This is a genomic window from Amycolatopsis sp. NPDC051903 (assembly GCF_044452505.1).
GTDB lineage: Bacteria > Actinomycetota > Actinomycetes > Mycobacteriales > Pseudonocardiaceae > Amycolatopsis.
The window spans coordinates 66,125-92,452 of sequence record NZ_JBITBT010000018.1; the positions used below are offsets into that span (position 1 = coordinate 66,125).

Consider the following 26,328-nt stretch of genomic DNA (forward strand, 5'->3'; position numbering starts at 1 on the left):
TCGTCCACCGGTGTTCAGGCCGGTGCCTTGGTGAGCAGGGGCGACGGGCGGCGCGGGCTGGTCGCGAGCTCCCAGGCGCGCGCGAACCGAAGCAGCGCCTTCTCGGCCAGCGGCTTGCCGAGCACTTCCAGCCCGACCGGGAGGCCGGCGGAGGTGAACCCGCAGGGCACGCTCATGGCCGGCAGCGACGACTGCGAGGCGAGCACGGTGTTCGTCGGGAAGTCCAGCGCGGTCCAGCGCTTCGCCGCGAGTGCCTCACGCGTGGGTGGGGGCACCTGGACGGTCGGGTAGACGAGGAAGTCGGTCCCCGTGCGAGCCATCAGGTCGACCAGTCGCCGGCGGAGCTCGTCCTGGCTCAGCCGGCGGCTGTAGTACGCCGGGTCGTCGGCCGGGTCCGCCGGGCCTGCCGCGATGTCGGCCACCAGGTCGGTGAGCTCGTGGAAGACGCCGCTGGTGTGGACCTCCTCGACGGAGTGCACCGGCGCGTGCGGCCGAGCGCCGAGAAACGCGTCGATGTCGTGTTTCGAGACGGTGGTGTAGAGGGAAGTGGCCGCTACCCAGCCGGCCAGATCCCGCTCGCCATCCCCGAGTTCGACGTCGTCGACCACCCGGACGCCCAGATCGGCGAGTCGTTTGACCGCGGTCGCGACCACCTCGTTGGTCTCGCCGGACTCCGGCTGCGTGCCGAAAGCATCGGCGAGGACGCCGACACTGAAGTCCGTGAGTGTCGAGCGTGTCACGTCCTCGAGAGCTTCGCGGTAGCGGCCGATTTCCGGACTGCTCGTGGCGAGGGAGGTGTAGGTGTCGGCGGGGTCGTACCCGACGACGACGTCGAGCGTGGCGGCGAGATCGGGCACGGTGCGCGCCATCGGCCCCGGAGTGTCCTGGAAGTGGACCAGCGGCGAGAACCCGGTGCGCGGAATCAGGCCGGTGGTCACGCGCAGGCCGAACAAGTTCGTGAACGACGAGGGCAGCCGGATGGACCCGCCCGTGTCTTCGCCGATCCCGACCAGGGCGAGGTTCGCGGCGACGGCGGCGGCGGTGCCGGCGCTCGACCCGCCGGTTTCACGGGCGAGGTCGTAGGGGTTCTTGGTGAAGCCGCTGCGCGAGGAGAAGGAGAACCAGCCCGCCGCGAAGTCGCACATCGTCGACTTGCCCAGGATCACCGCCCCCGCCTCCCTCAGACGCGCGACCACCGTCGCGTCCTGTTCGGGCACGTAGTCGGCGAACAGGCCGGACCCGAAGGAGGTCGCGATCCCGGCGGTTTCGGCTTGGTCCTTGAGCACGACCGGGACGCCGTGCAGGGGGCCGGTGAGTTCGCCCCTGGCGGCGTAGCGCTCGTCGAGTGCGGCGGCTTCGGCCAGAGCGTGGGGGTTCAGCGTCACGTACGCGCCGAGACGCGGGCCGTCCTGCGACTGGTCGATCGCCTCGATGCGGCCCAGGTACCACCGGGTCAGGTCCGCGCTGGTCGTGGCTCCCGCGGCGAGCGCGGCGTGGAAGGATTCGATGGTGAGTTCGTCGTAGGTCATGGCCTGGTCCCCTTCGAGAGCTGCGCCGGAGGCGCCGGTGAGAGCTGTCACGACGGTGGCGGCGGTGTGTTCCAGGTGTTCGGCGGTCGTCGCGAGCAGGGCCGGGAGGTCCTTGGTGGCGAACAGGTGCAGGATCTGAAGGTGCTGGCGGTGGGCCTCGCCGAAGTCCTCGACCGCGGTCGCGTAGATCGCCATCGACGGGGTGACCCGGTCCCAGATGTTCCGGATCAGATCGAGCAGATGAGGACTGCGCGAGCAGCTGTAGAGGCGTTCGTGGAATCGGCGGTTCAAGCCACGCCAGACCACGGGGTCCAAGTGGGCGTCAGCCATCTCGTCGAGGATGGCCCGCAGGTCCCGAAGGTCCTCCTCGGTCGCCCGCTCCGCGGCCCATTGCGTAGCGAGGCCTTCCAGCCGTTGCCGGATCTCGAAGATCTGCCGTACTTCCTCGGCGCTCAGGTTGGCGACTGTCACGGTGCGGCGCCCGAACACGACGAGCCCCTCCACGCCCAGCCGCTTGAGCGACTCACGCGCCGGCATCGTGGAAACGCCGAGCTCGTCGGCCAGCGTGCGCAGCGAGAGCCGGGTGCCAGGGGGATAGGTGCCATCGAGGATGGCCTCGCGGAGGCGTCCGTACACCTCGTCCGCGACGCTCGTCATCGCGATCTGGTCGCCGAGCCGGCCACCCGCTCGGTCGACCGCGCGCCGCCCGCCGGTCGTCAATCGGGTCTCCTCTCCGCCGCGCCCGAAAGCGCCGAGCCCGCTGTGATCTGAGATCACGATCGCTCCGGATCGGTGATCGGTGGTTACCGCGAGGCCCTCCGTTTGTGAACTCTGCGCCGGACTCGCGTAACAAGGTGCTGCGGCAGGGCCGGCTCCGGTGATCCACGCGCCCGGGGAGACGAGCGCGTGACGGAACGCCTTTCCCAGGAGGACTTCGCGGTGGCGACTGCGGCGCTGCGCCCAGCCCGTGCGCACTGGCCGCGGCAGCGGGAAAGTGCGCCGTCGGGTAGCCTGACGAGCGGTGTTCACGAAGTGAACAGCCGTATCACGCTGAGCGGGGGAGGGGCTCGTGACCAAGCCGACGCGGTCCCGCGAAGTCCGCGCCGACCAGGCCGACATCCAGGCGGTGAGCCGGGTCAGCCAGATCCTGTCGCTGTTCGATCCGGCGACGCCGGAGGTGACCGCGGGCCAGGTGGCCGAGCGGCTGGGCCTGAACCGCACCACCGCGTACCGGTACTGCACCTCCCTCGTCGCGGCGGGGCTGCTGGAGCGCAGCGCGGACGGCGGTTACGTGCCGGGCGGGCTGTTGCTGCAGCTGGGCGCGTTCGCGATCGGCCACCGCCGGGTGGTCAACCTGGCGCCGCGGCACATGCAGGCGCTGTCGCGGGCGACGCAGACCAGCGCGGTGCTGAGCCTGTGGGGCCTCACGGGGCCGGTGGTGTCCCGGGTCGAGGAGATGGTGTCCACGGTCATCGTGTCCGTGCGGGTCGGCAGCCACCTGCCGCTGGACACCGCGCAGAGCAAGGTGTTCCTCGCCTACCACGCCGACCAGCTGTCGATGGAACGGCTGATCGGCAACCTGTCCGGCACGGCGCGCGACGAACTGCGCGCGGACGTCGACCGCGTCCGCGAGGTCGGCCACTGCTCGGCGATGAGCACGCCGGGCATCGTCGCGGTCGCCGCGCCGGTCTTCGACGAGTACGGCATCTGCGCGACGCTGGCGATCGTCGGCCCGGACAACACGCTGTCCATGTCGGACGAAGCGCCGGAGCTGCGGGTCGTGGTCGACACGGCCCGCGAGCTCACCAACGAACTCGGCGGCCACTACCGCCCGGACGACAACCAGCGCGCGGTGTGAGGCAGCCACGCGGGTGACGGTGGTGGCGGGACGTCGCCGTACTCGCGAACTGCGGCCACGGCGCTGCCGACGAACTCGTCGAAGTCCCGTCCCGCCAAGGCAGCGCCGACCCCGTTGACCAGTTCCCGCAGCACCGCCGGTCCGCCGATCCACAGCGCGGTCACGACCTCGACGGCGCGCGCACCCGACGCCAGGAACCGCAGCACGTCCGCGGTGGTCCGCGCGCCGTTGGTGCCGATCACCGGCACGTCCAGCGCCTGGCGCGTTTTACCGACCCAGTACAGGCTCATCGGCAGGCAGCCGGGCGATCCCCACGCGCCCCACGAGCCGAGCGCCGCGCCGCCGGCCGGATCGGGCAGGAACCCCGGGTACCGGCCGACCAGGCCGACCGCGTCCGCGCCGGCCGAGCGCGCTGCCCGGGCCAGCGCCACCACGTCCGAGGCCTGCCCCGGCAGCTTCACGAACAGCGGCACCTCGACCGCGGCGCGCACCGTCCGCACCGCGGCGCGCACACCGTCCACTTCGGTCAGCTGACGCACCGCGCGCACCTCACGTCCGTGGGGCGCACCGAGGTTGAGCTCGACGGCGGGCACCACCGCGGACATCGCCCGGCCGATGCGCGCGGCCGCGTCCGGCTCGCCGAGCGTGATGCTGCCGACGACCGGGCACCCGGCGGGCGCGCCGTGGGTGGAGGCGGCGGCGAGCGTGCCGAGCCAGTCGTCCAGCTCCACCTGCGCGAGCCCGGACCGGTTCAGCAGTCCGTCGTGCCGCTGCGCCGGGCCCGTCCGCACGTGGCCGTCCGGGGAGACGAACGCGTAGTCCGCGATGTCCAGCTGCCGCCGGGCCGCGGCGCTTTCGTTGACGGACTTCGCCACGACCGCCCCGGCGCCCGCGTCGATGCACGCCCTCAGCCCGCCGAGCGTCATGGTCAGCTCGGACGAGCCGACCCACACCGGATTGCCCGCGGCAAGACCCGCGACGTCCATTCAGGACAGTGCCGGGACGGTGCGGTCGTCGGCCATGTCGACGTCCTTGGTCTCCGGGCCCAGGAACCCGCCGAGGCCGATCAGCGCGCCCGCCACGGCGAGCAGTACGACCGGGGCCAGGTGCGCGGGCAGCACGCCGTCGAACTGCTGCAGGTAGAACTGGTAGAACGCGGGCGCGATGAGCGCGAGGCTGTACCCGACGCCGTACCCGGTCGACCGGATGCTCGCCGGGAACCGTTCGGTCAGGTAGGCCGCGATCGGCCCGAAGGTGCCGACGGTGAACACCCCGATCAGGACGCCGAAGCCCAGCGCCGCGCCGAATCCGCCGTTCGACAGCATCAGCAGGGTGTACGAGCCGGAACCGATCACCAGTACCGCCAGGCCGTAGCCGATGTAGAAGCGCCGCCGCCCGATCCGTTGCGACAGCAGGCCGAACAGCGGGTAGGACAGGGCCGCCGACGCGTTGATCACCAGCATCGTCAGCGTGACTTCCTCACTGGACAACAAGAGGTGCGCCTTCAGCTGCGCCGGCGTCACGGCCGCCTCCACGTTGGTCGCGAGCCACGTACCGGTCATCAGCACGAACACCTGGCCCAGTGCGCGCGGGTACTTCACCAGCAGCCGCACCAGCGGCAGCTTGTGCTTCTCACCGTTGCGCTCGACCGGCGGCTCGTGCACCTGGTTGCGGTAGTAGCGGTACAGCACGGCAGCGAGCACGGCCCCGACGAGGAACGGCACGCGCCAGCCCCACTGCACGTAGGCGCTGTGCAGCCCGGCGGCCGGCAGCAGCGCCAGCATCAGCAGCGTGATCGCGGCGATCACCGCGTACGCCGCCGGGGAGGTGGAGGTGATGATCGAGGCGTAGAGCCCGCGTTTGTGCTTCGGGCTCCACTCCATCGCCAGCGGCACCGCGGTCGTGTACTCGCCGCCGAGGAAGATCCCGTCGACGAACCGCAACGCGATGAGCAGGCCGATCGACCACATCCCGATCTGCTCGTGCCCGGGCAGGCACGCGGTCAGCAGCGTGGTGACCCCGAACCCGCCGACCGCGACCAGTGTCGTGCGCTTGCGCCCGACCGTGTCCGCGAAGTGGCCGAAGATCACCGCGCCGAGCGGACGGCCGATGAGCGTCGAGGCGAACACCAGCGACGCCAGCAGGGCCGTCGTGCTCGCGCTCAGGTTCGCCGCCTGGAAGTACACCGCCGCCGGGGCCAGTACGACGATCGGCAGGTAGATGTCGAACTGGTCGACGAAGTAGGCGAGCGTTCCGCCGCGGACCGCGGCGCGCACCTTGTCGAGGTCCGGGCCGTGCGCGGCGCCGGGGAGCGCGGCCGGTTCTGCGGAGCTGGGCGGTGTGGACATCGGTGTCCTCCGGGCGGCTCGATGAATTCGAACGTGATGTTCACCAAGTGAACGAGGAGCACTCTAAATGGGTGCACTGGGTTCCACAAGGGCGGTCGAAGGGTTGACAGCCGGTCTTATAGTGAACTTCGACTTCACAATCTGAACGAAGGGTGCCCCATGAGCCCGCGTCCCGCTGTCGCCGCCGTCCTCGACGGACTGGTCGACCTGCACGTCCACTCCGGCCCCAGCCCGTTCCCGCGGCGCTTCGACCACGTCGAGGCCGCGCAGGACGGCGCGCGGATCGGCCTGCGCGCCATGGTCGCCAAGTCCCACCACCACAACACGCAGATGGACGTGCTGGCGATGAAGGGCCGCCTCGCCGACGTCCGCGCCCAGGTCTTCGGCGGCATCGCGCTGAACAGCACGGTCGGCGGCCTGAACCCGCACGCCGTGCGCATGTGCCTGCGCATGGGCGGCAAGGTCGTGTGGTTCCCGACCATCTCCTCGGGCCGGCACATCGACTGCCACCCCGAGGACGGCGCGTTCCCGACCACGACCGTCCCGCTCACGCTCGAGCGCATCGACATCGTCGACGGGGGCGGGCGGCTCAAGCCCGAGGTGCTGGAGATCCTCGACGAGATCAAGGACCAGCAGGCCGTGCTCAACGGCGGCCACATGTACCCGGAGTACATCCGCACGCTCTTCGGAGAAGCCCGCGAACGCGGCCTGAAGCGCATGGTCGTGAGCCACCCCGACTTCGTCATCGGCGCCGACCCGGAGCTGTGCCGGGAGCTGATCGGATTCGGCGCGTTCATCGAGCACGAGGTCGGCATGTACGACCCCGAAGGGACCCAGAAGTGGGACCCGAAGCAGCTGCTGACCTGGATCGAGACGCTCGGCCCCGAGCACACCGTGCTGGCCTCGGACTTCGGGCAGCGGGCCAACCCCAAACCGGTCGACGCGTGGCTGCGCGTGAGCGAGGCGCTGCTCGACCTCGGGCTGCCGGAGAAGGACCTGCGCCGCGTGGTCCGCGACAATCCGGCCTACCTGCTCAACCTCGACGCCTGACCCGAACCGGAAGGACGATCCCGTGTACGACAAGGACGATCCCCGTTCCGCCCTCGCGACCGCGTCCCGGCCGGAAACCGGTGCCGCGATCGCGCCGGCCCAATACCTCGACCTGCGGGCCACCCCGGTCGTGCGGGCGCAGAACGTCACGCTGATCCACACCGACGCGCACGAGGGCGACGACCTCGACAACGGCACCCTCGAAGGCGAACTCGCCGTCGTGGTGACCGGCGCTTCGCCCGCGTTCACCGTGCTGACCGGCGCCGGAGCCACCACAGTGGACACTCCGGGGCTCGTCGTCGTGCCGCCCGGCTCGTCCCGGATCAGCGTGCACGGCGACGGTCCGCTCGTCCGGCTGGTCGAAGCGGCCGAGCCGGCGTGGCGCGACCGGGTGGCCAACGCCGATGCGTACGCCGAAGACCACGCGCGCGTCGCACTCCTGCAGCGGTGGCCGGAACCCACCGGCGGACCGCGGGTCCGCGTCTACCCGTTGTCCGCGGTCCCGGACGACCCGAAGCGCTTCGGCCGCATCTTCCGGACGCGCTCGTTCATGGTGAACTTCCTGCCCCCGCAGGAGGGTCCGCGCGACCCGCGGCGGCTCTCGCCGCACCACCACGACGACTTCGAGCAGCTTTCCCTGGCCGTGCGGGGGGAGTACGTGCACCACATCCGCACACCGTGGCTGCCCGACAGCACCACCTGGCGCGAGGACGAGCACGTGCGGATCGGCAGCCCGTCGGTGACGATCATCCCGCCGCCGACCGTGCACACGTCCGCGGCGAGCGATCCGGGGGTGAACCAGCTGATCGACATCTTCAGCCCGCCGCGGCAGGACTTCTCGGAGAAACCGGGCTGGGTCCTGAACGCCGACGACTACCCGATGCCGTGAGCGCCCCGCGCCGCCCGGGCGGCAGTCTGTTCGACCGCCCGGCCACTCCCGTCGGCACCTGGCTGAAGATCGCGTCGGGGGAGCCCGTCGAGATCATGGCGTACGCCGGGTTCGACTTCGTCGTGATCGACCTGGAGCACGCACCGCTCGATCTGCAGACCGCGTACCGGCTGATCAACTCCGCCGCCGCACTGGGTATGACGCCGCTGGTGCGGGTGCCCGACAAAACTCCGTCGACGATCCAGAAGATCCTCGACGCGGGTGCGCTCGGCATTCTCGTCCCGCACGTCGACACCGTCGAAGAGGCGGCGGCTGTGGGCCGGGCGTGCCGGTTCCCGCCCCGCGGTGTCCGCGGTGCCGGCGGCACGAGCCGGGCCGGGGCGTGGGGCTTGCGCCCGAACGCAGAGTACCTCGCGTCGGGCGACGACGTGCTGTGCGTCCCGCAGCTGGAAAGCGCCGAGGCGATCGGGGCGGCGCCGGAGATCCTGGCACTGGACACAGTGGACGCGGTGTTCGTCGGCGCGGCGGATCTGTCGCTGTCGATGGGCAGCACGCCCTCGTCGCCCGAGGTGCTGGAGCTGATCGGGTCGGCGATCCAGGCCGCGCACGCCGCGGGGAAGCGGTGCGGGCTCGCGTTCGGCGGGGTGCCGGAGCGGGCCGCGCAGGCAGCGCGGGACGGCTGTGACTTCGTCCTGCTCAGCAACGACACGTCGATGCTGGCGGAAGCCGCCCGTGGTCTGGTCAGTGCGTTCCGGGCAGCCGCCGGATGAGTCTCGTCCTGCCCCGCACGGCACTGTCCCTTTCGGAGCCGGACAGTCTCGGCCACTCCGATCTGGTGCGTTTCGTGCGCTCGCTCGAGGACTACGGCCACCGCGTGGTCTGGCTCCCGGAGGTAGCCGGGCGCGAGGCGTTCACCACCGCGGCGCTGGTGCTGGCCTCGACGGAGCGGCTGATCGTCGGCAACGGGGTCGCGCGTGCCCTCGAGCGCGTGCCGAAGTCGGCGGGCTCGGCGGCGCGCGACCTCGCCGCCGGCTACCCCGGCCGTTACGTGCTGGGGCTCGGCGTCAGCGGCGCGGTCCGTGAGCGCGGCACCGGGCCGGTGCCGTTCCTGCGTGACTACCTCGACGGGATCGACAAGGTGGCCGGGGGCGTGCCGCGGGTGCTCGGCGCCTACTCACCGGGCCTCACCCGGCTCGCGGCCGAACGCGCCGACGGCCTGATCACGTTCCTCGTCCCGCCGGAGCACACGCGGTGGGCGCGCGAGACGGTCGGACCGGAGCTGTTCGTCTCGGTCGTCCAGTGGGCGGTCGCGGGCCGGTCGCGGGCGGCGGCCCGGGAAGTCGCCCGCGAACGGCTCGCGTACTACCTGACATTGCCGCACCAGATCCCGAAACTGACCCGCCTGGGCTTCACCGAAGCCGACCTCGCGCCGCCCGGCTCCGACCGCCTGGTCGACGCGCTCGTCGCCTGCGGTACGCCCGAGCAGATCCGGGAAGCCGCACGCGCCCAGTACGACGCGGGCGCCACCCAGGTCGCGCTCACGCTCGTCGGGCCGCTCGACGACGCCAAACTCGCCGCCTACCGCGAACTCGCCGAAGAGGAGAATTGATGCGCAGGGCTGAGAAAGTCGTCATCACCACGGCGATCACGGGATCGGTGCACGTTCCGTCGCAGAGCCCGTACCTGCCGTTGTCCGCCGACGAAGTGGCCGACGCGGCGGTGGAAGCCGTCGAAGCGGGCTCGGCCGTCGTGCACCTGCACGCGCGGGAGCCGGACGGGCGGCCACCGCCGATCCCGCGGTGTTCGAGAAGATCGTCGGGCGCGTCACCGCGCAGACCGATGCCGTCATCAACATCACCACCGGTGGCGCTTCGTCGATGACGACCGACGAACGGCTCGCGGCCGCGCGGCACCTGAAGCCGGAGCTGGCGTCGATGAACATGGGGTCGATGAACTTCGTCTACTCGGGCATCGCGGACAAGGTGACCGAGTGGCGCCACGAGTGGGAAGAACCGTACGTGCGCGCCACGTATTCGCAGCCGTTCGTGAACACGTTCGACCGGATCGAGGACACCCTGCGCTCCCTCGGCGAGGAGGGCACGCGGTTCGAGTACGAGTGCTACGACATCGGGCACCTGTACTCGCTGGCGTACTTCGCCGAACTCGGCCTGGCGAAGCCGCCGCTGTTGATCCAGGGGGTGTTCGGCGTGCTCGGCGGCATCGGAGCGGATCACGCGAACCTGGAGCACATGGTGCGCGTCGCGGACAAGCTCTTCGGCGACGACTACTACTTCTCGGCGTTCGCGGCCGGTCGCGACCAGATGGCGTTCGGCACCCACAGCGCGTGGCTCGGCGGGCACGTGCGGGTCGGGCTGGAGGACAACCTGTGGCTCGGCAAGGGCAGGCCGGCCGAGAGCAACGCCGAGCAGGTCCGGAAGATCCGGGCCGTGGTGGAGGACCTGGGCAAGCCGATCGCGAGCCCGGCGGAAGCGCGCGAGATGCTGGCACTACGAGGAGCCGGGGCATGAGCCTGCTGACGGGGAAGGTGGTCCTGGTCGTCGGGGCCAGCTCGGGCATCGGCGCGGAAGCTGCCCGCGTGTTCGCTGCGGACGGCGCGTCGGTGCTGCTGGTGGCCCGGACCGAGGAACCGTTGGTGGCACTGGCGAAAGAGCTCGCGTCGGAGGGGTACGACGTCGCCCACGCGACGGGTGACGTCTCCTCTGCGGACAGCGTGGCGGAGTTCGTGGCCGCGGCGGTCGCGCGGTTCGGCCGCCTCGACGGCGCGTTCAACAACGCCGCGATGGGCCAGGGTGGCCGGCTCGACGCGGTGTCCGAAGCCGACTTCGACCGGATCATGACCGTGAACGTGAAGGGCACGTGGCTGTGCCTGCGCGAGGAGGTCCGGGTGATGGAGGGCCAGGGGGCGGGCTCGATCGTCAACGTGAGCAGCATCGGCGGGCTGCGTGGCAGCTCGGGCATGGGCGCGTACCAGGCCACGAAGCACGCGGTGATCGGGCTGACCCGCACGGCCGCGCACGACTTCGGGCCGCTCGGGATCCGCGTGAACGCGATCGCCCCCGGCCCGACGGAATCCCCGATGCTGGAGGAATTGCGCCGCACCATCCCAGGCGGGGTGGAGGCGCGGATCGCCGCCACACCGCTGCGCAAAGCGGGCACGGGCGCGGAAGTCGGCTCGACGGCGGCGTTCTTGATGAGCGACCGCGCGAGTCACCTCAGCGGCGTCGTGCTCCCGGTGGACGGCGGCTTCACCGCGTGAGCGACGGCCGGCGCGGTCGTCCACACGGGACGGCTCAGGTGCCGCTCAGCCGCTGCACGCCGTCCGCCCCGACGACGGCGCCGCCCGGCACGCCGGCCCAGCCCGGCCCGACGACCGGTGCCGCGCCGGGGCAGTCCGCGCTGAAGACCATCGACCCCGCCGCGTTCCAGGCGACCGTGGCGGCTGCCGCGAAGGAGCTGATGGTTCCCGGCGCCGTGGTGCTGGTGCGCACCCCGCAGGGCACCTACACGGCGGCGGTCGGCACCACGCAGCTGGGCACGAGCACACCGCCCGCGGCGGACACCCACTTCCGCGTCGCGTCGAACACCAAGACCATGACGTCGGCGCTGATCGTGCTCCTCGCGCAGGACGGCAAGCTCCGGTTCACCGACCCGGTGTCGCGGTACGTCCCCGGTGTGCCCAACGGCGACACCATCACCCTGGCGCAGCTGCTGAAGATGCGCAGCGGCCTGTACGACTACACCGAAGCACCCGAGCTGGCGGCGGCGATGGACGCCGACCCGGCGAAAGTCTTCACCCCGCAGGACGTGCTGGCCATCGCGTTCCGGCACCCACCGGTGTTCCCGCCCGGTACGGCGTACCAGTACAACAACACCAACTACGCGCTGCTGGGCCTGGTGGCCGAGAAAGTCGGCGGACGCCCGCTGGCGCAGCAGATGCAGGAGCGACTGTGGGGTCCGTTCGGCCTTCGGCAGACTTCGCTGCCCGCCACCACCGACACCACCATTCCGGCCGGCTACTCGCACGGTTACCTCTACGGTGGCAGCGAGTACGCGTTCGTCGACAAGCCGTACCCGCCCGACCTGCAGGCCGCCGCCCGCGCCGGCACCCTCCAGCCCACCGACTACACCAGGCAGAACCCCTCGTACGCCACCGCCGCCGGCGGCGCCATCTCCACCTCGGCCGATCTGGCCACGTGGATCCGCGCGCTGGTCTCGGGCAAGGTCTTCAACGCCGACTTCCAGCGCCAATGGCTCGACAGCCTGCAACCCGAAGACCCGAACGCGCCCGACGGCCAGAAGTACGGCTACGGAATTGCCTACCAGCGCTTCGCGCCGACCGCCGCCATGTGGTACCACGGCGGCGAACTCCCGGGCTTCAACTCGCACATCGGTTACGACCCCGCGAACGACGTGACGCTGACCGTGTGGACCAACTTGACCCTGTCCCCGGACGGGCGGACCACCGCGGTCGCCTTGCTGCCGACCATCCTCAACGAGATCTACACCGGCCTGTCCCTGCCACCCGCGCCGACCCCGACGTGAACCGCGTGCTGCGGATGTCGCCGGTCAGTCGGAAACGACGCGCATCGCCGAACTGATGGCCGGCAGCGCGACGAGCAGAGCGACACCGCGCACCGCACCGGCGACCGGGTACGCGGCCCGGATGCCGAGGGTGTCGGCGACGAGGCCGCCGACGAGTGAGCCCAGCGGCATCAGCCCCCAGCCGAGCATCCGGTAGACGCTGTGCACCCGCCCCCGCAGCTCCTCGGGCACCACCTGCTGGCGCAGGCTGACCGTGACGACGCTCCAGAGCGTGGTGGCGAACCCGTTGCAGGCCAGCAACGCGCCGAGAACCACCGCGTCCGGGCTGGCGCCGATGAGCACGAAGACGACGACGTTGGCGATCAGCGCGGTGAGCAACGCCGGCAGCGCCCCGATCCTGGCGACGACGCGCGCGTTGACCACCCCGCCGAGCACGCTGCCCACGGCGGCTCCGGCGAGGAGCAGGCCGTACCCGCGTCCGCCGACGTGCAGGGTTTCGGTGGCCAGCAGGACGACGGTGACGTTGCCGAGCTGGAAGCAGAACGTGTTGACCGCCAGCAAACCCGCCAGCGTGCGCAACAGCCGGTGGCCGGCGAGCCAGCGCACCCCTTCGGCCACCGCGGCCCGCATCCGTGGCTGCGCCGGACGACGCCGGGGGCGGCGAGGCAGCGTCGCCAGCAGTGCGGCGGACACGGCGAACGAGCCCGCGTCCACGCTGAACGGCACCACGGCCGCGACCGCGAACAGCACGCTGCCGACGGGTGGCCCGAGGAACAGCTGGCCCGCGTTGGCGATCGTGTACTGGTTTCCGTTGGCTCGGTGCAGCAGCGCGCCGGGGACGAGGTCCGGCAGGATCGCGAGTGACGCGTTGGCGAACACGACCTCGCACGCGCTGAGCCCGAACCCCACGACGGCCAAGCCGGTGATGTCGATCCGGTCGAGCCGGATCAGCACGGCGGCCACTGCGACGATCGCCGCCTGCAGGGCCTGCGAGCGCCACATCAGGCTGGTCCGGTCGAACCGGTCCACCAGGGCACCGGCCGGGAGCGACAGCAGCAGCCAGGGCAGGTAGGTCGCCGCCGAGACGAGCGAGACGAGCACCGGGTCACGGGTGATCGTCAAGGTCAGCAGGGGGACCGCGGCGGCGAACACGCCATCGCCGACGTTGTCCACCGCCGAGGCCCACCACAGCCGCCAGTAAGCGGCCGGCAGCCGCATCCGGGAGTCGCGTTGTGTCATGCGGGACAGCGTCGCGAAATCGAACGTGTGTTCGCCATGATGTAGCCGAGTGCTACATCGTCGGCAGGCGGCCCGGCGAACGCCGGTCCGCGTCCGGCGGCGCGGTTCGCCTGGTGGTTACTTTCCGCGGCCGTGTTTGGCGGCACGCAGGCGTTCTTCGCGCAGCGTGGTGACTTCCGGCAGGTCCAGTGCCGCCGGCGGTCCGCCGAGGGCCCAGCCGAGCACCAGGTCGGCGAGGGCGGGGTTGCGGGCGAGGACGGGGCCGTGCAGGTAGGTCCCCAGGACACGGCCGGTGGTGGCCCCTTCGCTGCCGTCGCCGTTGCCGACACCGGCGTGCACCTTGCCGAGGGGGCGGCTGCCCGGGCCGACGCGGGTGCGGCCGAGGTGGTTCTCGAAGCCGGTGAGGGGCTCCGGGCCCACGGGCGGCGCGACGTCCACGACGATCTCCCCGATCGCGCGGCGGCGGCCGGGGGTGGTGGTCGCGTTGAGCAGGCCCAGCCCGGTGTGGGTGGTGCGGTCGGAGGTGGTGAAGTTCGTGCCGAGGACCTGGAAGCCCGCGCAGACGCCGAACACGACGGCCCCGTGCGCGGCGGCGTGCTGCAGTCCGGGGTGGGCGCGCAGGTGGCTGACGGCGAGGGCCTGGGCGTCGTCTTCGCCGCCGCCGAGGAGGTAGACGTCGAGGGTGGCGGGGATGGCGTCGCCGTGGCGGATGTCGAGGACGGCGGCGGGGATGCCGCGCCATTGCAGGCGGCGCTGGAGGACCTGGGCGTTGCCGCCGTCGCTGTAGGTACCGAGGACATCGGGCAGCACGAGGCCGATGGTCACCCTGGAGTCAGGCATGGCCGAGCTGGTGTTGTGCGCAGCGGAACGCGGTGTAGTTGGCCACGAGTTCCACGGGCCCGGGCGGCAGTGCCGCGACGGCGGCGAGCGGGCGGCGGCAGAGCGTGTGCCGCACCTCGGCGTAGGTGAGGCGCACGGCCACGTCGGTGGCCCGCTCGCCGGCGGCGACGACGGGGCGGCCGCGCAGCTGCTCGAACGGCACGTCCCACAGCCAGGAGGTGTCGCGTCCGTCGGCCTCGCCGCTGTTGACCGCGATCACCACCGGCGTGCGCGGATCGAGCAGTGGCAACGTTTCGTGCCAGCCCGCGGGGTTTTTCGCCAGCAGCATGCGCACCGCGTGGCCGTGGTGGTCGGCGCGCCGGTAACGGCCCGCGACGTCCCCGATCGTGCGCAGCCGGGCGAGGGCGACGGACGGCGGCACGCCGAGCCGTTCGGCGGTGGCGACCGCGACGGCCGCGTTCGCGGCGTTCGCCCGGCCCGGCAGGAGCAAGTCGAGGGCGAACGAGGTCCCGGCGGCACTGCGAAGGCCGTCTTCGGCGAGCGTCCACTGTGGAGCGGGCCGGGCGAACCCGCACGCGCAACGCCATTCGGTGGCGGACCGCTGCACGGTTCGACCGCACCGAGCGCAGGCCACGGCGTCGTCGTGCCAGCGTTGTCCCGCGCCGACCCACAGCGGCCGCGACGAGGCGAGAGCCGCCGAGGCGACGAGGGGGTCGTCGCAGTTGGCGACGACCGTCGACTCCGGCAGGGCCGCGGCGACGGCGCGGAGTTCGCGCTCGATCGTCCGCACTTCGCCGACCCGGTCGAGCTGGTCGCGGCTGAGGTTGAGCAGCACCAGGCAAGCCGGGCGGATCTGGGTGGCGACCGCGGGGACGTACGTCTCGTCGACCTCCAGCACCGCGACGGGCGCATCCGGTTTCGCGGCCAGCGCCGCCGTCACTCCGCCGGGCATGTTCGCGCCGTCGCCGTTGGCGGCCACGTCGCCGAGTGATTGCAGCACCCGGCTGATCATCAGCGCCGTGGTGGTCTTGCCGTTCGTCCCGGTCACCAGCACGACGGTGCGGCCGTGGCTGAGCCGCTGCAACGCACGGGGGTCCAGCGCGAGCGCGAGCCGGCCGCCGATGACACCGCCGGAGCCCAGCCCGAGCCGGCGCGAGGCAGCGGCGGCGAACCGGGCCGCCGCGACGGCGAGCCGGGTCCGCGCCGGAAGCCGGCGCACCGCCGGGGACACCGCGGCTCGAGCATCGAGGGCGGCGGGCGGGCTGGGGCTGACCACACGATCTCCTTCCGCTGTCCTCGGGCGAATCGCGGCCACCCCTCACCGCGCCCTGTGCGGACCGTGAGAATCGGCAGCCGCCCCACGGATCGACGGTAAACCGCAGCCTCGCGGGAAACGGCGTTCACGGAGTTCACCGAACGCTGTTTCCGCGCGCCACGCTGGGCCGCGGTCCGTGGTGGGCAAAATTTTGCCGTGCCCGCGCCTTGCCTCGGCTTTGCCCAGCCGAGCCGTGCCGCGCTGAGACGAGGGCGGCTGCGCAGGTGGACGGGGGAGCCGAATCCGGAGGCCGGCTTGTGCGAGGGACGGGAATCGGTCTGGTCGAAGGGGCGGACGATCGCGCGGTACCGCTCGCCCGGCGGAAGTAGCCGACGGTGACGAGGTCCGACCGCGCCGGCACCCATCGGGCTCCCTGCCGCGGATGTCCGCGTCGTGCGCGGAGAAGATCATCTTCGCCGTGCCCGGCGTCCGCGCTGGTTGACAAATAGTCCTACCATCAGTCCATACTGTGGCGTACCGATTCCGCAGTCACGACGAGGTGAGCTGCCGCCCTTGCCGAACGACGGGCCGGCCTCACCGGAGGGAACGGCGATGAACGTTTGGCGCTCGATCCGGCGGCCGCTCACCACCGTCTTCACCGCGTTGCTCGCGCTCGGAGCCGTCGCCGGCTGCGGCACCGGCGAGGCCGACGACTCCGCGGCGCAAGCAGCGGCGGACAAGCTGACCCCGGACCAGCTCGCGGCCGCCGCCGCGAAGGAGGGGAGCGTGGTCTGGTACACCACGTTCGCGGACACCGACGTGCAGCCGATCATCGCGGCATTCACCAAGACGTACCCCGGGGTGAAGGTGAACGCCTTGCGCCCCAGTGCTTCCGAGCTGCCGCAGCGCATCATCACCGAGCAGCGCGGCGGAAAGTACAACGCCGACGTCGTCTCCGGTGAAGGGCCGCAGATCGCCCAGCTCGTTCAGGCCGGGGCGCTGCAGCCGTACCAGCCGAAGGACGCGCCGCCGCTGCCCGCGGGCCTGACGTTGCCGAACGGCTACCAGGGTGTGGTGTACGTGCTCACCACCGTGCTGTCGTGGAACCCGACCGTGGTGCACCAGCGCGGCCTGACGCCGCCGACGTCGTGGGAAGACCTGACCAAACCGCAGTGGCGGGGGCAGTTCTCCATCGACCCGTACGCGGTGAACTGGTACGACAGCCTCATCATCGCGATGGGCCACGACAAAGCGCTGGCACTGCTGAAGGCCCTCGGGCAGAACTCGCCCCGCTTCGTGCAGAGCCACACCGCGTCGTTGACCAACGTCCAGGCCGGCGAACCACTGGTGGCGGCAACCGCGTACGGCTACAAGGCTTCCGCGCTCAAGCAGAAGACACCGGCGCAGCTCGATTTCGCCAATGCCACGCCCTTGCCCGCCTCGCTGAGCCTGATCGACGTGGTGAAGAACTCGCCGCACCCCAACGCCGCCCGGCTCTTGGACGACTGGCTGGTGTCCAAAGCCGGCCAGGAGGCGGTCGTGAAGATCACCAACCACACGTCCATCCGCACGGACGTCACCAACGACACCGCCGTCTGGGACCCGGCGAAGTGGGCGCCCGCGTGGAGTCACCCCGTGCTCAAACAGGCCGACTACAACTCCTACCTGGCGGAGATGAAGTCCGCGCTGCACGCGCCCTGATCGGGGCGGTTCGGCCGCGCTAATCGAAGGCGAACACGTTGGCCTGGGCGCCGGCGTCGGCGAAGCAGAGCGCACGCCAGTCCGCGAAGTCGTTGTCGATCGCGATCGGACAGGTGACGCCCGGCCTCGCGCGGGTCGACCAGACCTTCTCCACCTCGCGCTCGACGGGGAACTCCGGCGAATGGGCGCCGATGATCACCACTCCGTTGTCGCGGTACGACTCGGCCCGGCGATGTGCGCGAGGGTGCGCGGCTGGGTCACCGAGCTCCGCCGCGGCGAACAGAACGGCTTTTCCTTGCGGGCGCTAAGGGTTTCGAGGATCACCGGACCTCGTCAAGACGGTGAAGGGACGACTCGCCCGGGCGCGGAGAACTATTCACCGGCCCGTGGTTTTGTGGGTGAGGACCTTCGTCTCTGTCGCCTTCTCCTTCGCTCGCACAGAATGGCTGGCGAGCAGTCGGGCGGGCGTCGGGGCCCAAGGGGAGCCGCCCGACTGCTCGATCTTCAGTCCGAGAGTTCGGCGGGTACGGCGATCACGTCGACGAGGGCTCCGTTGCGCAGCACGGTGACCTCCATCTGCTGCCCGATCGCGTCGGAGAACAGGCGTTTCTGCAGTGATTGCGCGCTGCCGAGCGGGGCGCCGTCGACGGCGAGGACCAGGTCCGCCGGTTTCAACCCGCTGCGGGCGGCCGGGCTGTCCTCCACCACCTCGACGATGCGCATCGCGGTGCGCTGGCCGAATCGCTCGGCCTGGCCCGGGTTCAGGGGCGCCGGGGTGGTCACCAGGCCGAGGTAGGCGCGGCGGACCCGCCCGTCGTGCATCAGCGCGTGGATGATCCGGTGGGTGGTGGCGTTGATCGGGACGGCCAGCCCGAGGCCGAAGCCCGCGACGGCGGTGCTGATGCCGACGATCCGGCCGTGGCTGTCGGCCAGCGCGCCGCCGGAGTTGCCGGGGTTGAGCGCGGCGTCGGTCTGGATGACGTCCTCGATCAGCCGCGCGGCGGTGCGGGTGCGCGCCGGCATGCTCCGGCCGAGGGCGCTGACCACTCCGGCCGTGACGGTGCCGGCCAGGCCGAGCGGATTGCCGACCGCGACGACGAGGGAGCCGACGAGAAGGTGGTCGGCGTCGCCGTAGTCCGGCGGCGCGGGGATTTCCCGGTCGGCGCGGATCACGGCGATGTCGGAGAGGGGATCGCGGCCGACGACGGCGAAGCCCGCGACGGTGCCGTCGGCGAACTCCGCGGTGCCGTGGTCGCCGCCGGAGACGACGTGGGAATTGGTGATCAGATGGGATTCGCCGGTCAGGACGACGGCCGACCCGGCGGCTTCTCCGGCCCGCGACCGGATGGTCAGGGCCGCGACCCGGGGGGTCAGCTGCGCGGCGACGGAGGTGACGATTGCCGAGTACGCGTCCAGCGCGTCGGGCTCCGTCTTGTCGTTGTTCATATCGTGCAAACGCGTTGAGCGCCGTGCCCGATTCCGGGGTTCACCGTCAGCGAACTGTGCCGTTCAGGCAACGACCAGGCGGCCGCTCAGGTGCGCGGCCATCCGGATCCGCAGTCCGCGCACGTTCGCGAGGGCGATCGTGAAGCTCTCCACCGGCCGGTAGCCGACGGTCTCGGCCGAGTCCCGGCACGGCCCGCTCACGTAGACGAACCCGTCTTCGGGATCCACGTGGGGTTCAGCCCAGCGCTGCGCGCGGCACCGGCCGGCGCCGCTGTAGGCGCGCCAGAACACGGGCTGCTTCATGATCTCGCCGAGCGCCGCGGCGAACGTGGGCACCTCGTGCGCGGGCAGGCCGAGCCCGCGGCCGTTCCAGACCCGGGGGAGCGCCTGCGCGACGGCGTGATCCGCGGCCGGCGGAGTGCAGCTGAACGCCGCGACGTCCTCGCGCAGCCGAATCGTCCACCGCTTCGCGTTCGCCGGAAGCACCAACTGGTACACGGTCACCGAAACTCCTCCTCCCCAGGCGAATTCGCCATGCTAAACCGTGTCCCGGCCCGAAGCGGCACTCCGGCACCAGCCACCACCCGGCCGGGTGGTGCGTCCGCGGTGAAGGGTTGTGGGTAAGTGCCCGAACGTCCCTGCCCGGCGCCTTCACGACTCGGCGGTAGCGGGGGACTGGTGACGAAAGACCCTTCAGCGCCGAGTGCGGGCGCGCGACGCTGAGCGGGCTTGTGCTCCGGCACGGAGGCCGGGGAGCCGAGATCGGCCGTACGCGGCCGGTGCCGGGGCTGTCGACCGGACGCCGCGTGCCCCGGTCGACAGCGGAGGAACGCCCATGAAGATCGTGGTGATCGGCGGCACCGGCCTGATCGGCAACACGCTCACCGGCGAAGGGCTTCCGGACGCACTGGCCGGCGCGGGCGGAGCCGAGCGGAGGCTCGTGCCCGCCGGCCCGCCGATCCGCAGCGAGATCCGGTACACCGACTGGCCCAGCCGGACCGGGAAATAGCGCCACTCTTCACCAACCATCCGACCCGGAGGTGATTCCCATGCCCGACACCGATCCCGCGACGACCCGGCAGAAGCCGCGCTCGACCGCGTGGCAGACGGCGTTCACCACGCTGCAGGAAGCGGATCCGCCCTTCATCCCGGCGGGAGCCCACGCGATGACCGTGGTCGTCGAGTACCCGCCCGGTGATCCCGGCGCGCCGCCGCACCGGCATCCCGGTCCGGCGTTCGGCTACGTGCTGGACGGCGAGATGCTGCTGGAGCTGGAAGGCGAGCCGGAGCGCGTCGTGCGCGCCGGGGAGGCGTTCTGGGAGCCGGGCGGCGACGTCATCCACTACCAGGACGGCAACAACCGCGCGGACGTCCCGCTCCGGTTCACCGTCACGATGCTCTGCGAACCCGGCAAGCCGATGCTCGCCCTGGTCGACGAAGCAGAGCTCGAGCAGCGCAAGGACCGCCGGGCCCCGCGGACCTGACCAGGACGCGCTTTCTGGGCAGCCGGGACGGACAGCTCACCCGAGCCCGTGGCGCGTGCGCTCGAACCGGTGCGGCGGGCGCCGACCGCCGCGGCCGCGCACTTCGCCGCTGGGGCGCCGTCGGTCGATTCGGGACAGGCGGCGCCAACGCAGGGACAACCGCTACGGAGGACGAGCCGATGCAGTTCGAGCAGGACATCAAGCCGCTGTTTCGCGAGCAGGACCGCGATGCGATGACGTTCGCGTTCGACCTCTGGTCCCTCGACGACGTTTCGGCGCACGCCGAGGCCATCCTCGGCCGGCTGGAGGACGGCACCATGCCGTGCGACGGAGCGTGGCCCGCCGACCGGATCGCCGTGTTCCGCCGCTGGGTCGATGCCGGCAAACCCGCGTAGGTCCTCGAACCACAGCCGGATCGGAGGTCGTCCGTGCCCGTAGCCAGCCCGCTCCAGTACCGCGTGTTCGTCTCCGGTTTGCTCCCGGTCAGCGACTCGCCGCTGCCGGACGGCACACCCGCGCGGTGGTCGCCGCTGTCGCACACCCTCGTCTACGGCCCGACCGAGGCGGCTGTCGTGGACCCGCCCATCACCGTCGCGCAGGCGACCGCGCTGGCCAACTGGATCGAGGCGTTCGGCAAACGGCTCAGCCACGTCTACATCACCCACTGGCACGCCGACCACTGGCTCGCCACCGGCGAACTCGCCCGGCGGTTCCGCGGCCTGACCGTCCACGCCAGCGCGGCCACGATCGACCGGATGGTCGCGAGCACCCCTGGCGGCGTCCCCGGCGGAAGGTGGGCGGAGTGGTTCCCGGGGCAGCTCCCGCCCACCCCGATCCCGATCCTCGCGGAACCGGTCCCCGCCGCCGGGTTCACCGTGGACGGGCACCACGTCCTCGCGGTCGAGGCCGGCCACAGCGACACCGACGACACCACCGTCCTGCACGTGCCGTCCATCGGGCTGGTCGCGGCGGGGGACGTCGTTTACAACAACGTCCACCAGTACCTCGCCGAAACCCCCGGCGGCGGGCTGGAGGCCTGGCACCGGGCCCTCGACGTCGTGGAAGCTCTGCGCCCCGAAAACGTGGTCGCCGGGCACAAGGACCCGGCCCGCCCCGATTCCCCGGCCGACCTCGACGAAACCCGCGGTTACCTCGACCACGCCGCCGCATTGCTCGCGACCCGGCCGACGCGTTCCGAGTTCTACTCCCGGATGCTCGAGCAGTACCCGGAGCGCATCAACCCCTACACGGTCTGGCTGTCCGCAGGCCGCCTGCTGGAAGACGGGTGAACTTGGTCTGCCCAATGCGGCGGATTTCCGGTGCCCTGGAAGGAACTCGGAGCCGGAGCGTCGACCGTGCTCGGCGCCCGGCTGGTGCGGAACGCGGAACACGCTCCGCACCGGCCGGGCTCCCACACCCGCGCGATCGGGCCCTGCGCCATCCCGATCCCGCAGTCCGCCACGCCGGGCGTTTCGCACAACCCGGACGCGGCCCTCCCCACCGGGTGGCGAATCACCCGGCAGGCCGACCCGCCACCCCGGCACCGAGGCGCATTCGACCGCAGCCCGAGCCGCACCGGCTATCTCCCGTGACGTTCGCCCGGCAACTCCAGCGCGGACTTCGCTGCGCGCTCGACGAAGACGGGCAGATGAGCGTGGATCCGCGCGCCGGCGAAGCGCGAGCGCTCGTGCGCGCTCCGGTCCCGCACCACTGACGGGTCGATCGTGGTGCAGTGCGACGCCGGCCGGGTCTCCGGATGTGCGCACCGGCTGTCCCGGTGCTCGGACGCGATCACGCCCACCGTCTGTTCCTGCATGGCCGCCTCCAGCCGGTGCGCACTGGATGCACCGGTCTGCGAAGACTTCCATTGGACGCCGCCGGCGTGAACGCAGGATGAACAGGCGGGGCACCATCGGCGACCCCGGCGCGGGCGCGGACCGCGCGGGAGTGCCGACCTGTCGGATTTCCCGTGGCGGCGTGAAAAAGCGGACGCCGGTCCGTGACCACGGCTGCCGCGGAGGTCAGAGGGACGGCACGGACACGCGCTCGGTCGGCCGGGCCGGGTTTCCACCCCAGTGTTCGTGCCGGGGGACTTCCTCGCCCTTCATGAGGAACGCGTCGGCGGCGAGCACCGCGCCCTCGCCCATCGTCGCGCCGTAGTGGACGAGGGCGCCGGTGCCGAGGGTGCAGCCGGAGCCGATCGTGATGCGGTCGGCCTTGAAGGTGCCGTCCTCCTGCGAGTGGCACTGGAGTTTGCTGTAGGCGTTGAGGTTGACGTCGTCGCCGATCGTGACGAGCGTCTTCTCCGGGATCGAGCAGCCGTCGTCGAAGAGCCGCCGGCCGAGCCGCACGCCCAGCAGCCGCCACACCACGCTCTTGAACGGGGTTCCGTTGAAGGCCTGCAAGTAGGCCATCGCGGCCGACTTCCAGAAGCGCTCGTGCCGCCAGAACCGGACGTCGTAGATCGAGCAGTGCACCGGTTGCAACGGGTGCAGCACCTGCGAGGCCCGTTCCACCAGCGTGAAGTAGCAGACGCTGAACACCACGGCGGCCAGCGACGCCAGCGCGACGGCCGGTACCCCGAACAGCGGGTAGAGGTCGGTGGTGGCCCAGCCCAGCAGCGTCACGCAGAAGAGGTAGAGCCAGCGGGCCACCATGAACATCAACGCGGTGGCGGCGTTGTGCTTGTTCTTCCCGGCGAGGCGGCGGCGCAGTTCGTCCCCGGATCTGAGGTGGTCGAACTGGCGGTCGCGCGCCACTGTGCGCGGGATCTCGAAGCTGGGCGAGCCGAGCAGCCCGACGTGTTCGCGGACCGGGCCGTCGACGGGGACCAGCACCTTCGTCCCGAGCAGGCAGTCCTCGCCGGTCCGGCCCTGGGCGGGGTAGACGACGTTGTTGCCGAGGAAGTTGTGCGCCCCGATCGACACGTGCGACACCTGGAACGAGGTGCTCGAGTAGTCGGCGCTGACGATCGACAGCCCGTCGGCGATCATCGTCCCGCTGCCGACGCTGATCTGCGACGGGGTCTCGTGCTTGAGCACGGAGCCGAAGTTCGACCCCGTCTGCTCGATCCGGCCCAGGTCGTAGCCGAGGTAGCGCAGGTGGTGCACGATCGCCGAGCTGTCCCCGAAGAGCGTGATGAAGAACTTCGCGTTGGTGAAGAGCCTGATGGCGCGCAGCATCGAGTACCGCAGACCGTAGAGGCGATAGGCCTTGCCCGGCCGGAGGGCGAGGCTGAGCACGCGGGGGAGCACCCCGAGGGCCACCAGGCCGAGGACCATGCCCCCGAAGAAGATCACGAACGACACGAGCAGCGCGTCGCGGTAGAACGTCCAGCTCGTGAACGACAGCACCGGCGTGCCCAGCTTCGCGGTCCACTTCGGGACCTCGGCCAGCAGCAGGTCGACGCCGCCGACCATCAGCGGCAGGTACACCAGCAGCACCGCCAGCAGCTGCGAAACCCCGTAGGAGAACCGGCGCACCATCCCGCAGCGGACCGGGCCGACCCCGCGGTAGTCCGCCTCGGTCCGCAGTGCCGGCGATCCGTGCCACCGCTCGCCCGCCGGGACGAGCTGCCCCGGGTGCAGTGAAGAAACGTGCCCCAGCTGGGATCCGTCGCCCAGTTCCGTGTCGATGTCGAGCACGGACATCTCCCCGACGAACACGTTCTCGCCCAGGGTGACCGCGCCCGTCCGGAGCGCGCCCGCCTCGGCGCGGTACCCGGTGAAGAAGGAGTCCTTGAGGATCACCGACCCGGCGCCGATCGTGAGCAGGTCCGTGCACACCGGCACGTTCCGGGAGAAGATCGCGACCCCGCGGCCGATCTTCGCGCCCAGCGCCTTCAGATACAGCCCGTACAACGGCGAACCGAGGAACAACAGCACCACCAGGTTTCGCTGCACCAGTGTTTTGACCAGCCAGAACCGAAAGTAGTCCAGCGTCCACACCCGGATCCGCCGCGGCTTCCACCGGCCGATGAGTACCCACTTGGCCACGATCGGCAGCACGCACAGCCCCGCGAGCGCCGCACTGGCGAACGCGATCAACCGCAGATACAGGTCGAGCAGCGTCGCCCCGGCCGACACCCAGTCAGCGCCCCGCACGACGATCCACGCGAGCAGGTAGGAGTACCCGAGGAACGCCAGGAACTGCAGCGTGCCGCAGAAGACGTAGAGCGCGGTGCCGACCGGGGTCACGGGTTCGGCGCGGACCGGGGCGGGTGTCGCGGGCGGTGCGGGCGCAGCGTCCCCCACGGCCGCTGCGAGGCTTCGCACGGTCGGGTGCGCGTAGATGTCCTTCATCGACACCGACGGCACCTCCTCCCGCTTGCGGACCCGAGCGCAGAAGTGGGCCATCACCAGGGAGTTGGCACCCAAGTCGGCGAAGAAGTCGCTGTCGACCGCCACGTGATCGACGCGTGCGACGTCCGCCAGCACCTCGGCGAACACCCGCTCGGTGCCGGTCGGCCCACCGGCGAGCCCGGCGTGGGGATCCGGCGATTCTGCCGGACATTTTGTCGGAGCGTCGAATGATTCACTCACTGGATTAACCCCATTAACCAGACAATCTTTGACGATGGTCGTGATCTCTCGAGTGCGCCTGACCGGCATGAATCGAAGATCAAAAAACGCGCCCAACAGCGCGAATCGCCGACAGGAGTGGCAGGTATTTTGTTATCAGAGTGTCATGATCCGGTCGGCGGCGAAGATCGCCGGCCGCTGCTTCCGCAATTCCCCGGGCTGCCCGCGCACAGCCGGGCGTGCTGCTCTGCAGCGGAACTCCGGTGCTGTCCGTGCACGGCGAAATCCCGTGCTGTCGCGGGCTTCGCGGCGGCGTCCTTGCCGCTCAGCGTCTCTCGAGGCAGGGGATGTGCCGTTGTGGCCCGCGGGAAAAGGTGATGATCGCGCACTCGCTCGTTTCCTGGGCGGCCGAGACAGTCCCGGGCAACGCCTCAGCGATCACGGCAAGCTGAGAATTCATTACGCACTCCTCCTCGGCAAGGTGTGGTGCGCAGCACAATTCGCACTGTACTCCGGCTCGGAGAGTGGTCTGGAATAGCGCTCAGCATTCGGGACAGGCGGTCGGCCCGACCGTCCTCGGTAACCCGGTGCGTGGCGGCGAATGGCGAGTTTCCGGACTGGTGCCGGGCGCGCCGGTGACGCGCGGCGCGGTCAGAAGACGCTGTGGCCGGTGAGGTCGGCGAAGGCCGCCAGCGCGGCCGTCGCGGAGACGGAGTTGCCGTGGTCGTCCAGGCCCGGTCCCCAGGCGGCGACGGCGCAGTGGTCGGGGACGATGGCGAGGATGCCGCCCCCGACACCGCTCTTGCACGGCAAGCCGACGCGGTACGCGAACTCCCCGGCGGCGTCGTAGGTTCCGCAGGTCATCATCAGCGCGATGAGGTGGCGGACGTCGGAGCGGGCCAGGAGCCGGGTCCCGTCGGCGCGGATGCCGTGCCGGGCCAGGAGCAAGCCGGCCCGCGCGAGCTCACGGCAGGTGATGGCGACGGAGCATTGGCGGAAGTAGTGCTCGAGCGCGTCGTCGACGGGGTTGACCATGTTTCCGAAGTCGGCCATGAGGTGGGCCAGGGCGCGGTTGCGGTGGCCGGCGCCCGCTTCGGACGCCGCGACGACGTCGTCGACGGCCAGGTCGGGATTGCCGGTTTCGGTGCGCAGCAGGTGGTGCAGCGTCGCGAACCCGTCGCCACCGTCGGCCAGCAGCTGGTCGGTGACCACGATCGCGCCGGGGTTGATGTAGGGGTTGCGCGGGATTCCCCGTTCCAGCTCGAGCTGGATCAGGGAGTTGAACGGGCTGCCGGACGGCTCCCGGCCCACGCGCCGCCAGATGGTTTCCCCGTCGCCGTAGAGCACCAGGGCGAGGGTGAACACCTTCGAAATGCTCTGCATCGAGAAGCTCGTGTCCGCGTCACCGGCGCAGTACACCTGCCCGTCGGTGGTGGCCACCGCGAACCCGAACTGCCGCGGGTCCACTGTGGCCAGCTCCGGGATGTAATCGGCGACCTTGCCGGCCCCGACGCACGACGACACCGCCGCCATCACCCCCGAGACCGCCTGCCGGTAGTCGACGCTCATCAGGGATGCCCTCCTCCTCGCCGCGGCCGGCGGGCGG

At 71.1% G+C, this 26,328-nt stretch carries 24 protein-coding genes and 1 pseudogene; 13 read left to right on the forward strand and 12 right to left on the reverse strand.

Annotation, left to right across the window (positions count from 1 at the left end):
- Positions 1-14: 14 nt before the first annotated feature.
- Entirely contained in the window at positions 15-2,249 is a 2,235-nt protein-coding gene (locus ACIA77_RS30550; protein WP_395889459.1) for an amidase family protein, read from the reverse strand.
- 349 nt (positions 2,250-2,598) lie between these two features.
- Here ACIA77_RS30550 and ACIA77_RS30555 point away from each other — a divergent pair, with 349 nt between their 5' ends.
- On the forward strand, positions 2,599-3,387 hold the full coding sequence (locus tag ACIA77_RS30555; protein WP_395889460.1) for an IclR family transcriptional regulator: 789 nt from the start codon (positions 2,599-2,601) through the stop codon (positions 3,385-3,387).
- Here ACIA77_RS30555 and ACIA77_RS30560 read toward each other — a convergent pair.
- Both ACIA77_RS30560 and ACIA77_RS30565 read right to left on the reverse strand, forming a co-directional pair.
- On the reverse strand, positions 3,354-4,373 hold the full coding sequence (locus ACIA77_RS30560) for a hypothetical protein (protein ID WP_395889461.1): 1,020 nt from the start codon (positions 4,371-4,373) through the stop codon (positions 3,354-3,356). The two genes, ACIA77_RS30555 and ACIA77_RS30560, sit on opposite strands and share 34 nt — an antisense overlap.
- Entirely contained in the window at positions 4,374-5,735 is a 1,362-nt protein-coding gene (locus tag ACIA77_RS30565) for an MFS transporter (RefSeq protein WP_395889462.1), read from the reverse strand.
- 159 nt (positions 5,736-5,894) lie between these two features.
- Between ACIA77_RS30565 and ACIA77_RS30570 the strand changes: the two genes are divergently transcribed.
- The 7 genes and pseudogenes from ACIA77_RS30570 to ACIA77_RS30600 all read left to right on the forward strand — a co-directional run bounded on the left by ACIA77_RS30570 (position 5,895) and on the right by ACIA77_RS30600 (position 12,237).
- Positions 5,895-6,785, forward strand: coding sequence for a DUF6282 family protein (locus ACIA77_RS30570; RefSeq protein WP_395889463.1), 891 nt, complete (start codon positions 5,895-5,897; stop codon positions 6,783-6,785).
- Positions 6,786-6,807: 22 nt separating this feature from the next.
- Positions 6,808-7,674: a hypothetical protein gene (locus ACIA77_RS30575; protein WP_395889464.1), complete on the forward strand. Its 867-nt coding sequence runs from the start codon at positions 6,808-6,810 to the stop codon at positions 7,672-7,674.
- A complete protein-coding gene (locus ACIA77_RS30580; protein ID WP_395889465.1) occupies positions 7,671-8,444 on the forward strand; it encodes an HpcH/HpaI aldolase/citrate lyase family protein in 774 nt (257 codons plus the stop codon). The genes ACIA77_RS30575 and ACIA77_RS30580 overlap by 4 nt, the downstream gene beginning before the upstream one ends.
- A complete protein-coding gene (locus tag ACIA77_RS30585; protein WP_395889466.1) occupies positions 8,441-9,283 on the forward strand; it encodes an LLM class flavin-dependent oxidoreductase in 843 nt (280 codons plus the stop codon). The genes ACIA77_RS30580 and ACIA77_RS30585 overlap by 4 nt, the downstream gene beginning before the upstream one ends.
- Positions 9,283-10,202 (forward strand): annotated as a pseudogene (locus tag ACIA77_RS30590) (3-keto-5-aminohexanoate cleavage protein). Before ACIA77_RS30585 ends, ACIA77_RS30590 begins: the two are co-directional and overlap by 1 nt.
- Positions 10,199-10,951, forward strand: a complete 753-nt coding sequence (locus ACIA77_RS30595) for an SDR family NAD(P)-dependent oxidoreductase (RefSeq protein ID WP_395889467.1) — start codon at positions 10,199-10,201, stop codon at positions 10,949-10,951. Before ACIA77_RS30590 ends, ACIA77_RS30595 begins: the two are co-directional and overlap by 4 nt.
- 38 nt (positions 10,952-10,989) lie before the next feature.
- Positions 10,990-12,237, forward strand: a complete 1,248-nt coding sequence (locus ACIA77_RS30600) for a serine hydrolase domain-containing protein (protein WP_395889468.1) — start codon at positions 10,990-10,992, stop codon at positions 12,235-12,237.
- Positions 12,238-12,261: 24 nt separating this feature from the next.
- Here ACIA77_RS30600 and ACIA77_RS30605 read toward each other — a convergent pair whose 3' ends face one another.
- From ACIA77_RS30605 to ACIA77_RS30615, 3 genes are all read right to left on the reverse strand, one after another.
- Positions 12,262-13,476: an MFS transporter gene (locus ACIA77_RS30605; protein ID WP_395889469.1), complete on the reverse strand. Its 1,215-nt coding sequence runs from the start codon at positions 13,474-13,476 to the stop codon at positions 12,262-12,264.
- Positions 13,477-13,593: 117 nt separating this feature from the next.
- Positions 13,594-14,316: a type 1 glutamine amidotransferase gene (locus ACIA77_RS30610; protein WP_395889470.1), complete on the reverse strand. Its 723-nt coding sequence runs from the start codon at positions 14,314-14,316 to the stop codon at positions 13,594-13,596.
- The gene (locus tag ACIA77_RS30615) at positions 14,309-15,592 is read right to left on the reverse strand and encodes a MurT ligase domain-containing protein (RefSeq protein ID WP_395889471.1); all 1,284 of its coding nucleotides are present in this window, start codon (positions 15,590-15,592) and stop codon (positions 14,309-14,311) included. Before ACIA77_RS30615 ends, ACIA77_RS30610 begins: the two co-directional genes overlap by 8 nt.
- A gap of 591 nt (positions 15,593-16,183) precedes the next feature.
- On the opposite strand from ACIA77_RS30615, the gene ACIA77_RS30620 reads away from it, so the two are divergent.
- Complete coding sequence (locus tag ACIA77_RS30620) at positions 16,184-17,272, forward strand: ABC transporter substrate-binding protein (RefSeq protein ID WP_395889472.1); 1,089 nt, start codon at positions 16,184-16,186, stop codon at positions 17,270-17,272.
- Between the two features lie 19 nt (positions 17,273-17,291).
- Here ACIA77_RS30620 and ACIA77_RS30625 read toward each other — a convergent pair whose 3' ends face one another.
- The 3 genes from ACIA77_RS30625 to ACIA77_RS30635 all read right to left on the reverse strand — a co-directional run bounded on the left by ACIA77_RS30625 (position 17,292) and on the right by ACIA77_RS30635 (position 19,222).
- Positions 17,292-17,471 carry a hypothetical protein gene (locus ACIA77_RS30625; protein ID WP_395889473.1) on the reverse strand — a complete coding sequence of 60 codons (180 nt, stop codon included), beginning with the start codon at positions 17,469-17,471 and terminating at the stop codon, positions 17,292-17,294.
- Positions 17,472-17,776: 305 nt separating this feature from the next.
- Entirely contained in the window at positions 17,777-18,718 is a 942-nt protein-coding gene (locus ACIA77_RS30630; RefSeq protein ID WP_395889474.1) for a S1C family serine protease, read from the reverse strand.
- A gap of 63 nt (positions 18,719-18,781) precedes the next feature.
- Positions 18,782-19,222, reverse strand: coding sequence for a hypothetical protein (locus ACIA77_RS30635; protein ID WP_395889475.1), 441 nt, complete (start codon positions 19,220-19,222; stop codon positions 18,782-18,784).
- Positions 19,223-19,553: 331 nt separating this feature from the next.
- On the opposite strand from ACIA77_RS30635, the gene ACIA77_RS30640 reads away from it, so the two are divergent.
- From ACIA77_RS30640 to ACIA77_RS30655, 4 genes are all read left to right on the forward strand, one after another.
- Positions 19,554-19,727: a hypothetical protein gene (locus tag ACIA77_RS30640; protein WP_395889476.1), complete on the forward strand. Its 174-nt coding sequence runs from the start codon at positions 19,554-19,556 to the stop codon at positions 19,725-19,727.
- A gap of 40 nt (positions 19,728-19,767) precedes the next feature.
- A complete protein-coding gene (locus ACIA77_RS30645) occupies positions 19,768-20,202 on the forward strand; it encodes a cupin domain-containing protein (RefSeq protein ID WP_395889478.1) in 435 nt (144 codons plus the stop codon).
- Positions 20,203-20,381: 179 nt separating this feature from the next.
- Positions 20,382-20,597, forward strand: coding sequence for a hypothetical protein (locus ACIA77_RS30650; RefSeq protein ID WP_395889479.1), 216 nt, complete (start codon positions 20,382-20,384; stop codon positions 20,595-20,597).
- Between the two features lie 33 nt (positions 20,598-20,630).
- Positions 20,631-21,491 carry an MBL fold metallo-hydrolase gene (locus tag ACIA77_RS30655; RefSeq protein ID WP_395889480.1) on the forward strand — a complete coding sequence of 287 codons (861 nt, stop codon included), beginning with the start codon at positions 20,631-20,633 and terminating at the stop codon, positions 21,489-21,491.
- 290 nt (positions 21,492-21,781) lie between these two features.
- Here the strand turns inward: ACIA77_RS30655 and ACIA77_RS30660 are convergent, their stop codons facing one another.
- The 3 genes from ACIA77_RS30660 to ACIA77_RS30670 all read right to left on the reverse strand — a co-directional run bounded on the left by ACIA77_RS30660 (position 21,782) and on the right by ACIA77_RS30670 (position 26,291).
- Positions 21,782-22,018 carry a three-helix bundle dimerization domain-containing protein gene (locus ACIA77_RS30660; protein ID WP_395889481.1) on the reverse strand — a complete coding sequence of 79 codons (237 nt, stop codon included), beginning with the start codon at positions 22,016-22,018 and terminating at the stop codon, positions 21,782-21,784.
- A gap of 205 nt (positions 22,019-22,223) precedes the next feature.
- The gene (locus tag ACIA77_RS30665) at positions 22,224-24,743 is read right to left on the reverse strand and encodes a Pls/PosA family non-ribosomal peptide synthetase (RefSeq protein WP_395889482.1); all 2,520 of its coding nucleotides are present in this window, start codon (positions 24,741-24,743) and stop codon (positions 22,224-22,226) included.
- 630 nt (positions 24,744-25,373) lie between these two features.
- Entirely contained in the window at positions 25,374-26,291 is a 918-nt protein-coding gene (locus ACIA77_RS30670; protein WP_395889483.1) for a glutaminase, read from the reverse strand.
- Between the last annotated feature and the right edge of the window lie 37 nt (positions 26,292-26,328).

Excerpts from the sequence above, each read along its gene's own strand:
- ACIA77_RS30560 (WP_395889461.1), bottom strand. The coding sequence starts at position 4,373 with ATGGACGTCGCGGGTCTTGCCGCGGGCAATCCGGTGTGGGTCGGCTCG.
- ACIA77_RS30565 (WP_395889462.1), bottom strand. The coding sequence starts at position 5,735 with ATGTCCACACCGCCCAGCTCCGCAGAACCGGCCGCGCTCCCCGGCGCC.
- ACIA77_RS30570 (WP_395889463.1), top strand. The coding sequence starts at position 5,895 with ATGAGCCCGCGTCCCGCTGTCGCCGCCGTCCTCGACGGACTGGTCGAC.
- ACIA77_RS30585 (WP_395889466.1), top strand. The coding sequence starts at position 8,441 with ATGAGTCTCGTCCTGCCCCGCACGGCACTGTCCCTTTCGGAGCCGGAC.
- ACIA77_RS30595 (WP_395889467.1), top strand. The coding sequence starts at position 10,199 with ATGAGCCTGCTGACGGGGAAGGTGGTCCTGGTCGTCGGGGCCAGCTCG.
- ACIA77_RS30605 (WP_395889469.1), bottom strand. The coding sequence starts at position 13,476 with ATGACACAACGCGACTCCCGGATGCGGCTGCCGGCCGCTTACTGGCGG.
- ACIA77_RS30610 (WP_395889470.1), bottom strand. The coding sequence starts at position 14,316 with ATGCCTGACTCCAGGGTGACCATCGGCCTCGTGCTGCCCGATGTCCTC.
- ACIA77_RS30620 (WP_395889472.1), top strand. The coding sequence starts at position 16,184 with ATGAACGTTTGGCGCTCGATCCGGCGGCCGCTCACCACCGTCTTCACC.
- ACIA77_RS30630 (WP_395889474.1), bottom strand. The coding sequence starts at position 18,718 with ATGAACAACGACAAGACGGAGCCCGACGCGCTGGACGCGTACTCGGCA.
- ACIA77_RS30640 (WP_395889476.1), top strand. The coding sequence starts at position 19,554 with ATGAAGATCGTGGTGATCGGCGGCACCGGCCTGATCGGCAACACGCTC.
- ACIA77_RS30645 (WP_395889478.1), top strand. The coding sequence starts at position 19,768 with ATGCCCGACACCGATCCCGCGACGACCCGGCAGAAGCCGCGCTCGACC.
- ACIA77_RS30650 (WP_395889479.1), top strand. The coding sequence starts at position 20,382 with ATGCAGTTCGAGCAGGACATCAAGCCGCTGTTTCGCGAGCAGGACCGC.
- ACIA77_RS30660 (WP_395889481.1), bottom strand. The coding sequence starts at position 22,018 with ATGCAGGAACAGACGGTGGGCGTGATCGCGTCCGAGCACCGGGACAGC.
- ACIA77_RS30670 (WP_395889483.1), bottom strand. The coding sequence starts at position 26,291 with ATGAGCGTCGACTACCGGCAGGCGGTCTCGGGGGTGATGGCGGCGGTG.